Annotated in this window: 11 protein-coding genes and 1 tRNA gene; 8 read left to right on the forward strand and 4 right to left on the reverse strand. The window is 47.4% G+C overall.

The window, feature by feature from the left end:
- Positions 1-6: 6 nt before the first annotated feature.
- From HMPREF2551_RS01370 to HMPREF2551_RS01400, 6 genes are all read left to right on the forward strand, one after another.
- Positions 7-543: a GTP-binding protein gene (locus tag HMPREF2551_RS01370; protein WP_003748733.1), complete on the forward strand. Its 537-nt coding sequence runs from the start codon at positions 7-9 to the stop codon at positions 541-543.
- Between the two features lies 1 nt (position 544).
- The gene (locus HMPREF2551_RS01375; protein WP_003748732.1) at positions 545-1186 is read left to right on the forward strand and encodes a hypothetical protein; all 642 of its coding nucleotides are present in this window, start codon (positions 545-547) and stop codon (positions 1184-1186) included.
- A 39-nt stretch (positions 1187-1225) separates the two neighbouring features.
- The gene (locus tag HMPREF2551_RS01380; protein WP_003679682.1) at positions 1226-1585 is read left to right on the forward strand and encodes a roadblock/LC7 domain-containing protein; all 360 of its coding nucleotides are present in this window, start codon (positions 1226-1228) and stop codon (positions 1583-1585) included.
- Between the two features lie 98 nt (positions 1586-1683).
- Positions 1684-1759: transfer RNA gene (locus HMPREF2551_RS01385), tRNA-Asn, on the forward strand.
- Between the two features lie 245 nt (positions 1760-2004).
- Positions 2005-2400 (forward strand): hypothetical protein, encoded by a 396-nt coding sequence (locus HMPREF2551_RS01390; RefSeq protein WP_070836859.1) that lies wholly within the window; start codon positions 2005-2007, stop codon positions 2398-2400.
- 534 nt (positions 2401-2934) lie between these two features.
- Positions 2935-4494, forward strand: coding sequence for a TerC family protein (locus HMPREF2551_RS01400; RefSeq protein ID WP_070836861.1), 1560 nt, complete (start codon positions 2935-2937; stop codon positions 4492-4494).
- Between the two features lie 62 nt (positions 4495-4556).
- Here HMPREF2551_RS01400 and HMPREF2551_RS01405 read toward each other — a convergent pair whose 3' ends face one another.
- Positions 4557-5660, reverse strand: a complete 1104-nt coding sequence (locus tag HMPREF2551_RS01405; RefSeq protein WP_070836862.1) for an anhydro-N-acetylmuramic acid kinase — start codon at positions 5658-5660, stop codon at positions 4557-4559.
- Positions 5661-5813: 153 nt separating this feature from the next.
- Here HMPREF2551_RS01405 and HMPREF2551_RS01410 point away from each other — a divergent pair, with 153 nt between their 5' ends.
- Positions 5814-7388 carry an inorganic phosphate transporter gene (locus HMPREF2551_RS01410; protein WP_070836863.1) on the forward strand — a complete coding sequence of 525 codons (1575 nt, stop codon included), beginning with the start codon at positions 5814-5816 and terminating at the stop codon, positions 7386-7388.
- A gap of 234 nt (positions 7389-7622) precedes the next feature.
- Here the strand turns inward: HMPREF2551_RS01410 and HMPREF2551_RS01415 are convergent, their stop codons facing one another.
- From HMPREF2551_RS01415 to secA, 3 genes are all read right to left on the reverse strand, one after another.
- Positions 7623-8054, reverse strand: a complete 432-nt coding sequence (locus HMPREF2551_RS01415) for a ProQ/FINO family protein (protein WP_070836864.1) — start codon at positions 8052-8054, stop codon at positions 7623-7625.
- Between the two features lie 117 nt (positions 8055-8171).
- Positions 8172-9272, reverse strand: a complete 1101-nt coding sequence (aroC, locus tag HMPREF2551_RS01420; protein WP_070836865.1) for a chorismate synthase — start codon at positions 9270-9272, stop codon at positions 8172-8174.
- A 128-nt stretch (positions 9273-9400) separates the two neighbouring features.
- Positions 9401-12154, reverse strand: coding sequence for a preprotein translocase subunit SecA (secA, locus tag HMPREF2551_RS01425; protein WP_070836866.1), 2754 nt, complete (start codon positions 12152-12154; stop codon positions 9401-9403).
- Between the two features lie 154 nt (positions 12155-12308).
- Between secA and HMPREF2551_RS01430 the strand changes: the two genes are divergently transcribed.
- Positions 12309-12731, forward strand: a complete 423-nt coding sequence (locus HMPREF2551_RS01430; RefSeq protein WP_070836916.1) for a DciA family protein — start codon at positions 12309-12311, stop codon at positions 12729-12731.
- The last annotated feature ends 70 nt before the right edge of the window (positions 12732-12801 follow it).

Here is a 12801-nt window from a genome sequence, read left to right on the forward strand (position 1 = left end):
CACGTCATGAAAGAAAATAAAATTATCTTTACCGGTCCTGTTGGCGTAGGTAAAACCACTGCAATTTCAGCTTTATCTGATGAACCGCCGGTTCAAACCGATGCATCCGCATCCGATATGACACTTGTCCGCAAGGGGTACACAACTGTGGCAATGGACTACGGTGTCATTCATTTGGATGAGGAAACCAAGGTTCATCTTTATGGTACGCCTGGTCAGGAGCGTTTTAATTTCATGTGGGAAATTCTGAGCCAAGGCAGCATGGGCTTGGTACTTCTTTTGGATAATACAAGAAGCAACCCATTGAAAGACTTGCAATTCTTCTTGGATGCGTTCCGCGAGTTGCTGAAAAAAGCGCCTTTGGTTGTAGGGGTAACGAAGATGGATATCCGCTCCTTGCCAAGCGTAGATGTTTATCAAAAATATTTAGCACAGAATAATTTTAATGTACCGGTTTTTGAGATTGATGCACGTCGAGAAGACGATGTAAAACAATTGGTTACTGCCATGTTGTTCTCAATTGACCCCGGATTAGAGGTATAAGATGGAAGCGACACTCTCTTTACAATCAAATTTATATCCTAAGATTACACCGGCAGGTGCGTATTATGCTGTTTCAAGCGATACGCCTAGTGCCAGCAGAACTTTATTGTATGGTCTGTTGCGTGCAGAGCCGTCTGAAACCATCAGCAGTGAAAAACTTTTGGCGTGGGCAGACACCAGCGATATCAATACCGCTTTAAACCTATTGTATCGCCTCCAACGCTTGGAGTTTTTGTACGGAGATGAGGAAATCAGTACAGAGGACATCCATCTGACTGACGAACAATTACCGACATTGTTGGAACAGTTGTCTAATTCTGGCAAAGCTTTGTTGGCTGATGAAAACGGTTTGTATTTTGCCAATGCTAATTTCCATCATGAGGCAGCAGAAGAATTGGGTCTTTTGGCGAGCGAAGTGGCCAAAATGGAAGACAATCACCGTCTTTTGATTCGCAATAACCTGCATATCAATAATAGCGCATGGGGTATTTGTGATCCTTCAGGCCAAAGTGAATTGACCTTTTTCCCTCTGTATATTGGCATGACCAAACTGATTTTGGTAATTGGCGGCATGCCTGACTTAAATAAAGAGGCTTTTGTTACTTTGGTTAAAGTGCTGTACCACCGATACGGCAGCCGTTGATTTTTGCCTGACCAATATTTATTTTAGAATGGAGCGACTATGCAACAACTATTAATCTCTGTATTAAGCGATTTGAACAATACCTCTGCGGATATCACTGCTTCTGCAGTTATTTCTACAGACGGCCTGCCAATCGCAACCATGCTGCCTTCGCATTTGAATGCAGACCGTGTGGGTGCGATGTCGGCAACGCTTTTGGCGTTGGGTAATCGTTCCGTACACGAGTTGGCTTGCGGTGAGTTGGATCAGGTAATGGTTAAAGGTAAAAATGGCTATATTCTGCTGAGTCAGGCAGGTGAAAATGCAGTGTTGGCATTGATGGCAAAAGAAAGCGGTAAATTGGGTTTGATTTTGTTGGATGCGAAACGTGCGGCCAAACAAATTGCTGAAATCTTATAAAAGTTTTATAAATTAAAAAGATATAAAAATATTTTTGTTTTTATATAGATTGTTGCTTGACAGGTTTCTGATATTTTCTATATAATCTCATCTTTAATTCCCCGATAGCTCAGTCGGTAGAGCGACGGACTGTTAATCCGCAGGTCCCTGGTTCGAGCCCAGGTCGGGGAGCCAGATTTGAAAACCACCATGTTACATGGTGGTTTTTATTTTATCTATTGGTTAATATTTTAAGATATTTTGATGGTAATTGATTAAATGATTACACTTAATTCATCAGCCTTTATAGGAACAAATCATCAAGGTTACATCACAACCATCCATGTGAAAAGTGGAAAAGACTTTTGGAGATCTATAAATCGTAGCAATCCAAAAGATAAAGCAATTTATGAAGTAAAATAATTTATGAAAGGTTAAAAATGATTTACTCAGCAAAGCTAAAAAAAATGGATGAAATAATTGAGGAATTTGCATATTTTTCTATAGAAAATAACGATCTATATTGTTTCCTTAATTGTTGTCCAATGGCTATTGAAGTAAATAAAGTTTACAATGTGGAACTTGACTATTTCATTATTGATGAGTTTATATTGGAAGAGGTTAATACAGATGAATCTGTTATTATTCCTTTTGAAAGAATAGGTAATAGTACACAATATAAGATAACAGGTAGGCTAGATGGCAATACATTTACAGCTGGAAATATTTGCTTTGAAGATGATGCTCTTCAATTAGAATATTCTTATTTAGATGGCAGATTAATTACTTTAACTGTATGGAGATTAAGCATATCCGTAATTTCTGAAAGAATATAATCGTTATATTTTCTAAGAAAATTATTGTCTATATAAACCGTGCCGTCTGAAAATCTTAATTTCAGACGGCATTTTTTATTTTTCCGAGTAATACCACATGCCACTATATAGGCTGATGATTATTTTGATATAGCTGAAGACCTTTGCAAAATTCCCCAAAATCCCCCAAAATCCCCTAAATTCCTACCAAGACATTTAGGGGATTTCTCATGACCACCTTCTTCCAGCAAACCGCACAAACCATGATCACCAAATATATCGACCAATTCCTTTTGTTAACGCTGGAGAAAGTGATTTGTTGGCAGCTGTAGGCTGTTTTTAAAAGAAAATATGCTGTCGGACTTTGCCTTTCTTTCGTCAAACTGATAAACTGTTTGCCATTATTTTTGATCGGGGCATAAATTTTTCATGAAAGACGCAGAGCAGAGTAGTTGTTATACCGCTTCTTTCCCTTTATCTATGCCCGAACTTTGGCAGTCTGTCCGTTTTAAGCGGAACGGCTGCCTTTTTGTATTTTAAAGGAACGCAATCATTATGGATTTCAGTTGGTTGGCCGAGCCGCATACTTGGATAGGCTTTGCCACGCTTCTGGTTTTGGAAGTTGTTTTAGGTATTGATAACCTTGTTTTCGTAGCGATTTTGGCAAACAAGGTCAAACCGTCGCAACGGGATAGGGCGCGGATAACGGGCTTGGGTTTGGCTGTCGTTATTCGGATTTTCATGCTGGGCTTCATGGCGCATATCATGACGCTGACGCGTCCTTTGTTTGAGCTGGGTGGCTTGGAGATTTCCGGCAAAGACATGATTATGTTTGCCGGCGGTATTTTCCTGCTTTATAAAGCGACTACCGAGCTGCACGAACGACTTGAAGGCCACAATCAATTTGCGGTTGCTGAAGGGCAGAAGAAGCATTCTTCCTTTTGGGGCGTTGTGGCGCAAATCTTGATTTTGGATGCGGTTTTCTCTATCGATTCTGTTATTACGGCAGTGGCGATGGTGGATCATATTGTGGTGGCAATGGGTGCAGTGGTTGTGGCGATGACGGTGATGATTTCCGCCAGCAAACTGTTGACTGCCTTTGTGGACAAGCATCCGACCGTTGTGATGTTGTGTTTGGGTTTCTTGTTGATGATTGGTTTCAGCCTGATTGCGGAAGCCTTCCATTTCCATATTCCGAAAGGCTATTTGTATGCGGCGATCGGCTTCTCGATTTTGATCGAACTGTTTAATCAGGTTTCGCAAAAGAATGCCCGCAAAAATGACTATATCAGTACCTCTTGGCGTAAGCGCACCGCTGAAAATGTGTTGGGCATGATGGGTATCCGCGAAAGCATTTTGGCAAAAGCAGGCGATAATGGCGGCGATGACGAGCATTTTGAAGAAAACGAAAAATCCATGATTCGCAGCGTGCTGACTTTGGCGGAGCGTCCGATTATGGGTGTGATGATTCCGCGTCGGGAAATTGAGAAATTGGATATTTCCCAAAGTCGGGAAGAACAAAATGCGCAGTTGAAAAATACGCCGTATAGCCGTTTGTTGGTTGTCGGTAAGGCAGGTGTAGATGAGCCTTTGGGCTATATCAGTAAAAAAGATTTGCTGAACCAGCTGCTTGAATCAGGAGAAATCAATATTCAGACGGCCTTGCGCCAGCCGTTGATTTTGCCGGACAGTACGACGGCATTGAATGCGATTGAATTGTTCCGTCAAAGCAGCGCGGATTATGCCTTGGTGGTGGATGAGTTTGGTGCGGTGTTAGGCATGGTAACCATGAAAGATTTGTTGGAAACCATTGCCGGGGAATTCCCCGAAGAGTTTGAGCGTGAGGAAGAAGAGGCTGCTCCAGCCAGTCAGGATGAAACGCTGTCTGTGGATGGTGCATTGGAGTATGTGGAATTGGCTTCTCAATTAAATCTGCCTGCCCAAGAGGAAGACGCTGACTTTCATACCGTTGCCGGCTTGATTATGGAAGAATTGCAAAGTATTCCTGATGTAGGCGATTTCATCGATTATTACGGTTGGCGTTTTGAAGTGGTTGAGAAGGACGGACAACGGATTGCACGTGTGAAAATCAACCGTTTGCCGGAAGAAGAATAAGTGAAGGCTAATTAGTAAAGGCCGTCTGAAAATGTTCAGACGGCCTTTTTATTTATCCGATTTTAGTTGCCGTAATGTCCAGAGCCTAAAATCCGATGTGAATGTGCGCCGGTTGCATGGTGGGGATTGCTTGGAATTTGATTGCACCAACAGGCTGCAAGCCAGGCAAAAGCAGCGGCTTCCACCCATTGCGGGTCAAGATGGAGCTTGGCTGTGCTGTGCAATTTGGTGTCGGGAGAAAACAGGGTTTCCAAGTCATGCATTAACACCGGATTGCGGATGCCACCGCCGCAGATATAAAGATGATGAATCGCCGGGGCAGCTTGTTTGGTCGCGTCAAAAATGGTTTGTGCGGTATAAAAGACCAATGTGCGCATGACGTCTTCCGGCTTTTCATCACCTTTCAGACGGCCTTGAAGCCAGCTTAGGGAAAACAACTCTCGGCCTGTACTTTTCGGATAAGGGCGGCTGAAGTAAGGATGGTCGAGTAGGGAAGCGAGCAGGTCAGGGAGGATTTTGCCTTGTGCGGCTTTTTCCCCGTTTTTGTCGTAAGACTGATGCCAAATATGTTGCATCCATGCATCCATCAACATATTGCCGGGGCCGGTATCGAAGCCGAAAGAAGGGCTGTTGGGCGGGAGGATGCTGATATTGGAAATGCCGCCAATATTAAGTACGGCGCGGGTTTCATTTACGTCTCGAAACAGCGCTTCGTGAAAAGCGGGAACGAGGGGTGCACCTTGGCCGTTGCAGGCAAGGTCGCGGCTGCGGAAGTCTCCGACCGTGAAGATGCCAGTCAGCTCGGCCAATAGGGGGAGGTTGACCAGTTGAATGCTGTAACCGTGTTCAGGCGCATGGCGGATGGTTTGTCCGTGGCAGCCGATTGCGGCAATGTCTTTGGCAGACAGGTTTTGCTCTGCCAATAGTTGCTGCACGGTTTGGGCGTATAGGCGGCTGAGTGTTTGCGCCAGGATATTGCTTCTATGCAATTCATTTTCGCCTATGTCTTGCAGTGCCAACAATTTTTGGCGCAGGTCGTCTGAATAGGGTAGAAAGCTATGGGCGACGGCGCGTTGCCATTGCTTGCCCTGCATTCGAATCAGTACGGCATCGGCACCGTCCATGCTGGTTCCGGACATGATGCCGATATAGTATTGGGGTTGCATTTCGGTTACAGAAAGGGAAGGTAAAACGACATTTTAACGCCTTTTGACGTTTTTACGGGAATTTCGGCGTTTAATGTAAATAGTTGGTGCAAGAAAGATTACAAAGAGGTTAAAATAGCGCGACTCAACATGTTTTCCAAAAGGAAACTTTCCATGGCTCAAACTCAGTCGAGTGCGAACTTGAAGCTGATTAATACGGCTTTCGCCGCTATGCTTGTGAGCATGGTCGGCTATTTTATTTATTGGGGCCTGGGTTATACCCATTACAACCATTCCGGCCTGTTTATCCTTGCCACCTTTTTCGGCGTCTTCATGGCGTTTAATGTGGGCGGTAACGATATTGCCAACTCTTTCGGTACAAGTGTCGGCTCCGGCACATTGACCATTCCGCAAGCTTTGCTGATTGCGGCGGTATTTGAAGTCAGCGGCGCAGTGATTGCCGGCGGCGAGGTGACAGATACCATCCGCAAGGGTATTGTCGATTTGAATGCGATGCATTTGGATCCGATGCAGTTTGTCTTTATTATGATGTCTGCGCTTTTGGCTGCGGCATTGTGGCTGCTTTTTGCATCGCACAAAGGTCTTCCTGTCTCGACGACGCATGCCATTATCGGCGGTATTGTCGGTAGTGCATTGTGCATGGCGACGTTAAACGGCGTAGATTCCGTTGCATTGATTCAATGGGATAAATTGGGCGAGATTGCTTTGTCTTGGATTTTATCCCCGGTTTTGGGCGGCATCGTTTCCTATCTGTTGTTTTCACGAATCAAGAAAAATGTTTTGGATTACAACTCTTGGGCCGGAAATACGCTGAAAGGCATCAAACTGGAGAAGAAAGCCTATAAAGAAGAGCACCGCCAGTTTTTTGAGGCCTTGAGTGAATCTGAAAAAGTCGAATACGCCACTAAAATGGCGCACGATGCCCAAATTTATGATGAGCCGGACTTTGATCCCGAAGAGTTGCAGTCTGAGTATTATCGCGGCCTGTACCGCTTTGACAGCCGTAAGGGCGAAGTGGATTCTTATAAAGCCCTGCATTCTTGGGTGCCGTTTATTGCCTCTGTCGGCGGTATGATGATTGCGGCCATGTTGATTTTCAAAGGTCTGAAAAATCTGCATTTGGGCATGAGCAATGTCAACAGCTTCCTGACCATTTTCATGATCGGTGCGGCTATTTGGATGGGTACGTTTGTATTTGCCAAAAGTTTGAAACGCAAAGATTTGGATAAATCGACTTTCCAAATGTTCTCATGGATGCAGGTATTTACCGCTTGCGGTTTCGCATTCAGCCATGGTGCGAACGATATTGCCAATGCGATTGGTCCGTTTGCCGCGATTATGGATGTGCTGCGTACCAACAGCATTACTGCTCAAAACGCAGTGCCGCCGATTGCTATGTTGACTTTCGGTATCGCTTTGATCGTCGGTTTGTGGTTTGTCGGTAAAGAAGTGATTAAAACCGTAGGTACCAGCTTGGCGGAAATGCACCCTGCGTCAGGTTTTTCTGCAGAGCTTTCTGCCGCCGCCGTCGTGATGGCCGCATCATTTATGGGCTTGCCTGTTTCCAGTACCCATATTTTGGTGGGTGCCGTTTTGGGTATCGGCTTGGTTAACCGCAATGCCAACTGGAAATTGATGAAACCGATTGGCCTTGCTTGGGTCATTACCTTGCCTGCCGCTGCCGTTTTGTCTATTGTCAGCTATTTGGTTTTGCAAGCCGTGTTTTAATTGATTATTTTATTTCAAAAGGCCGTCTGAAAGATATTTCAGACGGCCTTTTCTTATGTTCATTAAGAGGAGATTTTGGTTTGTTATGAACAAGCAAAGCTATTTTTAATCAGCCCACTATAAGGTTAAGACAGTAAAAAAGCCCCCAATTCATCGACGCATCGACGTTAAAGATGTCGTATTGAATTGGGGTCTCTATTTATTTAGTGCAAGCCTTACCGGGCCGTCTGAACATTATTCAGCAGCTTCGTTGGTCTCAGCAGGAGCCGCTTCTGCTTCTGCAGTAGCCTTAGCGGCTTGGCGTTCGGCTTGTGCAGCCAATGCCTGCTGAACGGCAGGATGCTGTTGGGCGATGGTTTGCTCTTCTGCGCTGACTTCGCCTTTGAAGCGGTTGTTCAGGTCGAAACGTTTGCCGCCGCGGGCCAAGGCTTTCAGATAGCGTGGGCGGCGGCAGTGGTTGGCCAGTACGCGTGCAATCAGTGCAGGGTCGTATTGGGGCAGGGCGGCAACCAAATCTTGGTCGATGCCGACAGCCAACGGTTTGAATCGTTTGAACACATCATATTTGCCGTAAATGTGGTCGGCAATCATGTCTGTTTGTTTTTTCTTGCTCATGGTTTGGACGGCAGATTTCAGCGCAGCGCCCAAAGCGGTTTCTTGTGCCATTGCGGTTGTATTCCTCTAATCTAAATCCGTATTTTCTTCATACGGCAATAAGGTGCTATTGTAGTATAAAGACTGTGATTTGGCTAAATTTTTCTGAGAATATTCAGAAATAAACGGTTATTTTTCCAATTTAGTGATGTCCAGCGTATTGACCTGTACATCAGCATTTTGCGCACGATGGCGTAAGGCGTGGTCAATCAAGACCAATGCCAGCATGGCTTCTGCAATTGGGGCGGCGCGTAATCCGACGCAGGGGTCGTGGCGGCCGTGTGTGGCAAGCTCGACAGGATTGCCTTCTATATCGATGCTGCGGCGCGGTGTGGCGATGGAGCTGGTCGGTTTGATGGCAATATTCACATGAATGTCTTGCCCGGTGCTGATGCCGCCCAAGATGCCGCCAGAGTGGTTGGATAGAAAGCCTTGTGGTGTGAGTTCGTCGCCGTGCTCGCTGCCGCGTTGCGTTACGCTATCAAAACCTGCGCCGATTTCTACGCCTTTGACGGCATTGATGCCCATCATGGCATAGGCAATTTCTGCATCGAGGCGGTCAAAAACCGGTTCGCCCAAGCCGACGGGGACGTTAGCCGCTTCGATATGCAGTTTCGCGCCGACAGAGTCCAATGCTTTGCGCACGCTGTCCATATAGTTTTCCAAGTCCTCAATTTGGCTTTGGTTTGCGGCAAAAAAAGGATTTTGGGAAATATATTCGTAACCTTCAAACTGGATTTCTTTTTCGCCTACTTGGGTAACGTAGGCGGTAATTTCCGTGCCGAATTTTTCTTTCAGCCATTTTTTAGCGACTGCTCCGGCGGCAACACGTGCGGCGGTTTCGCGGGCAGAACTTCTACCGCCGCCGCGGTAGTCGCGTGTGCCGTATTTGTGCCAGTAGGTGTAATCGGCATGGCCGGGACGGAAACTGGTGGCGATATTGCCATAGTCTTTGCTGCGTTGGTCGGTATTACGGATCAGGAGGGCGATGGGGGTGCCGGTGGTTTTGCCTTCAAATACGCCGGAGAGGATTTCGACTTGGTCGGCTTCGCGGCGTTGGGTAACGTGGCGGCTGGTGCCGGGTTTGCGGCGGTCAAGGTCAAACTGGATATCCGCTTCGCTCAATTCTAATCCGGGCGGGCAGCCGTCAATGATGCAGCCCAAGCCTGCGCCGTGGCTTTCGCCGAAAGTGGTAACGGTAAAGATTTGTCCGAAAGTATTGCCTGCCATAGGGATACTCTTTTGAAATTGGGTTTGGAAATTTTTTGTTTGGATAATTCTCAGGCCGTCTGAACAGTGAGACGAGAATCTTTTTAATTTCGTTTTCATCTGTTCAGACGGCCTTTTGAATTGACTGCTTAGTTCAATTTACCGTGGCACTGTTTGTATTTCAGGCCGCTGCCGCAAGGGCAAGGATCGTTGCGGTGAACAATCAGGCCGTTTTGTGCAAGCGCTTCAGGGCTGAAGTCGGTACCGTCAGGATCGAATGCTTCGGTTACCAAATCGGTTTGCGATTGGCCGAGCAATTCTTCCATATCGGGCGCGTCGGAGTGGACGGTTTGAACATCGCTGACGCTTTGTGCGGCGGTGTGGTCGTATTCGCTGTTGCGCTCGATTTGAACGGCAGTCAGCAAAGCAGCAATGTTTTGTTTGATGCTGCGCCACAGGTTTTCAAACATGATGAAAGCTTCACGTTTGTATTCTTGTTTCGGATTTTTCTGAGCATAGCTGCGCAGATGGATGCCTTGGCGCAGGTAGTCCATGGCGGCGAGGTGTTCGCGCCATTGGTTGTCGATAACTTGCAGCATAACGTTGCGTTCGAAATCCGACATGGCTTGTTTGCCGACCAATTCGACTTTCTCGGCATATTCGTCTTCGATGCGTTTGATGAGGCGCTCTTTAATGTCTTGGTTGTCCAAAGTGCTGTCTTCTTTCAACCAGCCTTTAATATCGACATGCAGGCGGAAATCGGCGGCAAGTTGGTGCTCAAGTGCCGGAATGTCCCATTGCTCTTCCATGCTGTCAGGTGGGATGTGGTAATCAACCAAGTCGCTGATAACGTCGGCGCGGATTTCGCGGGTTAAATCGCTGACGTCTTTAGTCGTCAGGATTTCGTTGCGTTGATGGTAAATCACTTTACGTTGGTCGTTGGCAACGTCATCGTATTCCAAAACCTGTTTACGCATATCGAAGTTGCGGCCTTCGACTTTACGTTGCGCGCCTTCGATTTGACGGGTCAGCAGGCCGTGTTCGATGGCAACGCCGCGCTCGGGTGCCAGACGGTTGAGGATGGCGGCGGCACGGTCGAGAGCAAAGAGGCGCAGCAATGGGTCTTCAAACGACAGGTAGAAACGGCTGGAGCCGGGGTCGCCCTGACGGCCTGCACGACCGCGCAATTGGTTGTCGATACGGCGGCTTTCGTGGCGTTCCGTACCGATAATGTGCAAACCGCCTGCGGCCACAACTTGGTCGTGTTCGGTTTGCCAACCGCTTTCAAGGGCGGAAATTTGCGCTTGTTTTTGCTGTTCGCTCAGGGTTTCATCGGCACGGATGGCTTCGATTTGATGTTTGAGGTTGCCGCCCAAGACAATATCGGTACCGCGGCCTGCCATGTTGGTGGCAACGGTAATTGCGCCGACTTTACCGGCTTGGGCCACAATCAATGCCTCGCGCTCGTGTTCTTTGGCGTTGAGGACGTTATGAGGCAGACCTGCTTTGCGTAACAAGTCAGAAACCAGTTCGGAGTTTTCGATGCTGGTGGTACCGACCAAAACCGGCTGGCCGTTTTTGTGGCATTCGGCAATGTCTTTGACAACGGCTTCAAATTTTTCTTCGGCCGAGCGGAAGATTTGGTCGTTGAAGTCTTTGCGTTGTACCGGACGGTTGGTCGGGATGATGACGGTTTCGAGGTTGTAAATGCTTTGGAACTCGAAGGCTTCGGTGTCGGCCGTACCGGTCATGCCGGACAGTTTGCTGTACAGGCGGAAGTAGTTTTGGAAGGTAATGGAGGCAAGCGTTTGGTTTTCGCGTTTGATTTCTACGCCTTCCTTGGCTTCAACGGCTTGGTGCAAGCCTTCAGACCAACGGCGGCCGGCCATCAGACGGCCTGTGAACTCGTCCACAATCACGATTTCGCCGTCTTGAATGACGTAGTGTTGGTCTTTGTGGAACAGGGTGTGCGCACGCAATGCCGCCATGAGGTGGTGCATCAGGGAAATATTGGCGGCAGAGTAGAGCGAGTCGTTTTCCTGCAATAAGCCCATTTGGGTCAGGATTTGCTCGGCGTGTTCGTGACCGGCTTCGCTCAGAATAACTTGGTGTGCTTTTTCATCTACCCAGTAATCGCCTTCGCCTTCTTCGGTTTCTTGGCGGATAAGGTGGGCCGGAACGGCATCCATCACGCGGTAGAGCTGGATGTTGTCATCTGCCTGGCCGGAAATAATCAGCGGCGTACGCGCTTCGTCGATCAAAATGGAGTCCACTTCGTCGACAACGGCAAAGTTCAATTCGCGCTGAACTTTATCGTATTGGTCGGTAACCATATTGTCGCGCAGGTAGTCGAAGCCGAATTCGTTGTTGGTACCGTAAGTAATGTCGGCACCGTAAGCGGTTTGGCGTTCGAAAGGTTGCAAATCGGCTACGATCACGCCGACGCTCAAGCCCAAGAAGTTGTACAACGGCTCCATAATGCCCGCGTCACGGGAGGCGAGGTAGTCGTTGACGGTAACGACGTGTACACCTTTTCCTGACAAGGCATTCAGGTAAACGGCAAGGGTAGCCACCAGAGTTTTACCTTCACCGGTACGCATTTCGGCAATTTTGCCATGGTGCAGGACCATACCGCCGATCAGCTGTACATCGAAGTGGCGCATGCCCAATACGCGGCGGGATGCCTCGCGGCAGACGGCAAAGGCTTCAACCAAAATATCATCTAGCGTTTGTCCGTCAGCGAGGCGTTGTTTGAATTCGGCGGTTTTGGCCTGTAAATCCGCGTCGCTCAACGCTTTCATCTGTTCTTCGAGTGCATTGATTTTAGCAACGGATTTACGATATTGTTTCAGCAGGCGGTCGTTGCGGCTGCCGAAGATTTTCTTAGCAATGTTTGTCAGCATGAATAATTCCTGCGCCTTGATATAATAGTGGGCGAAATTGGGATTTTAACACAAGCGCTTGTATAACGCGGTAATGCTGTTTGAAATAAAGGCGGTTTTGCTGTATTTCAATTGTAATTGTTTGGTTAATTTACTGAAAGGCCGTCTGAAATATATGGATTTAGCACAATTGGGCAAGCGCGACCGCTTATTGGCGGGCTTGTTGCAACAATCGCAACAATGGCGGAAATTGGATGCAAAAATCAAAACGGTTTTGCCGGTCAACCTGCATCCGCATTTTCAGACGGCCTGTGTTGAAGACGGAAGGCTGGTTTTGCTGGCCGCCAACAATATGGCTGCTTCGCGTTTGAAAATGATCCTGCCCGCCATGTTGCCCAAGTTGCAAGCATTGCATGACGGAATACGGGAAGTGGCGGTCAGGGTGGTTCCTAAGCCTCCGCCTCAGCCGAAAACCAACAGCTTGCGATTGAGCGAGGCGGCTTTAGATAGCTTCGATGCGGCTGCGGCCAAATTGGAAGGCAGGCATCCCGAATTGGCAGCGGCATTGGCAGAATTGGTACGCAAACACAGCCGCTAAAATCATGCCGAATGAGATTATGGTTAATAAATGTTAAAACTTATTTCATTTGACCGATAGCATCTAATAC

The sequence above is a fragment of the Neisseria sp. HMSC066H01 genome (genome assembly GCF_001837375.1).
GTDB lineage: Bacteria > Pseudomonadota > Gammaproteobacteria > Burkholderiales > Neisseriaceae > Neisseria.

Excerpts from the sequence above, each read along its gene's own strand:
- HMPREF2551_RS01370 (WP_003748733.1), top strand. The coding sequence starts at position 7 with ATGAAAGAAAATAAAATTATCTTTACCGGTCCTGTTGGCGTAGGTAAA.
- HMPREF2551_RS01375 (WP_003748732.1), top strand. The coding sequence starts at position 545 with ATGGAAGCGACACTCTCTTTACAATCAAATTTATATCCTAAGATTACA.
- HMPREF2551_RS01380 (WP_003679682.1), top strand. The coding sequence starts at position 1,226 with ATGCAACAACTATTAATCTCTGTATTAAGCGATTTGAACAATACCTCT.
- HMPREF2551_RS01390 (WP_070836859.1), top strand. The coding sequence starts at position 2,005 with ATGATTTACTCAGCAAAGCTAAAAAAAATGGATGAAATAATTGAGGAA.
- HMPREF2551_RS01400 (WP_070836861.1), top strand. The coding sequence starts at position 2,935 with ATGGATTTCAGTTGGTTGGCCGAGCCGCATACTTGGATAGGCTTTGCC.
- HMPREF2551_RS01405 (WP_070836862.1), bottom strand. The coding sequence starts at position 5,660 with ATGCAACCCCAATACTATATCGGCATCATGTCCGGAACCAGCATGGAC.
- HMPREF2551_RS01410 (WP_070836863.1), top strand. The coding sequence starts at position 5,814 with ATGGCTCAAACTCAGTCGAGTGCGAACTTGAAGCTGATTAATACGGCT.
- HMPREF2551_RS01415 (WP_070836864.1), bottom strand. The coding sequence starts at position 8,054 with ATGGCACAAGAAACCGCTTTGGGCGCTGCGCTGAAATCTGCCGTCCAA.
- aroC (WP_070836865.1), bottom strand. The coding sequence starts at position 9,272 with ATGGCAGGCAATACTTTCGGACAAATCTTTACCGTTACCACTTTCGGC.
- secA (WP_070836866.1), bottom strand. The coding sequence starts at position 12,154 with ATGCTGACAAACATTGCTAAGAAAATCTTCGGCAGCCGCAACGACCGC.
- HMPREF2551_RS01430 (WP_070836916.1), top strand. The coding sequence starts at position 12,309 with ATGGATTTAGCACAATTGGGCAAGCGCGACCGCTTATTGGCGGGCTTG.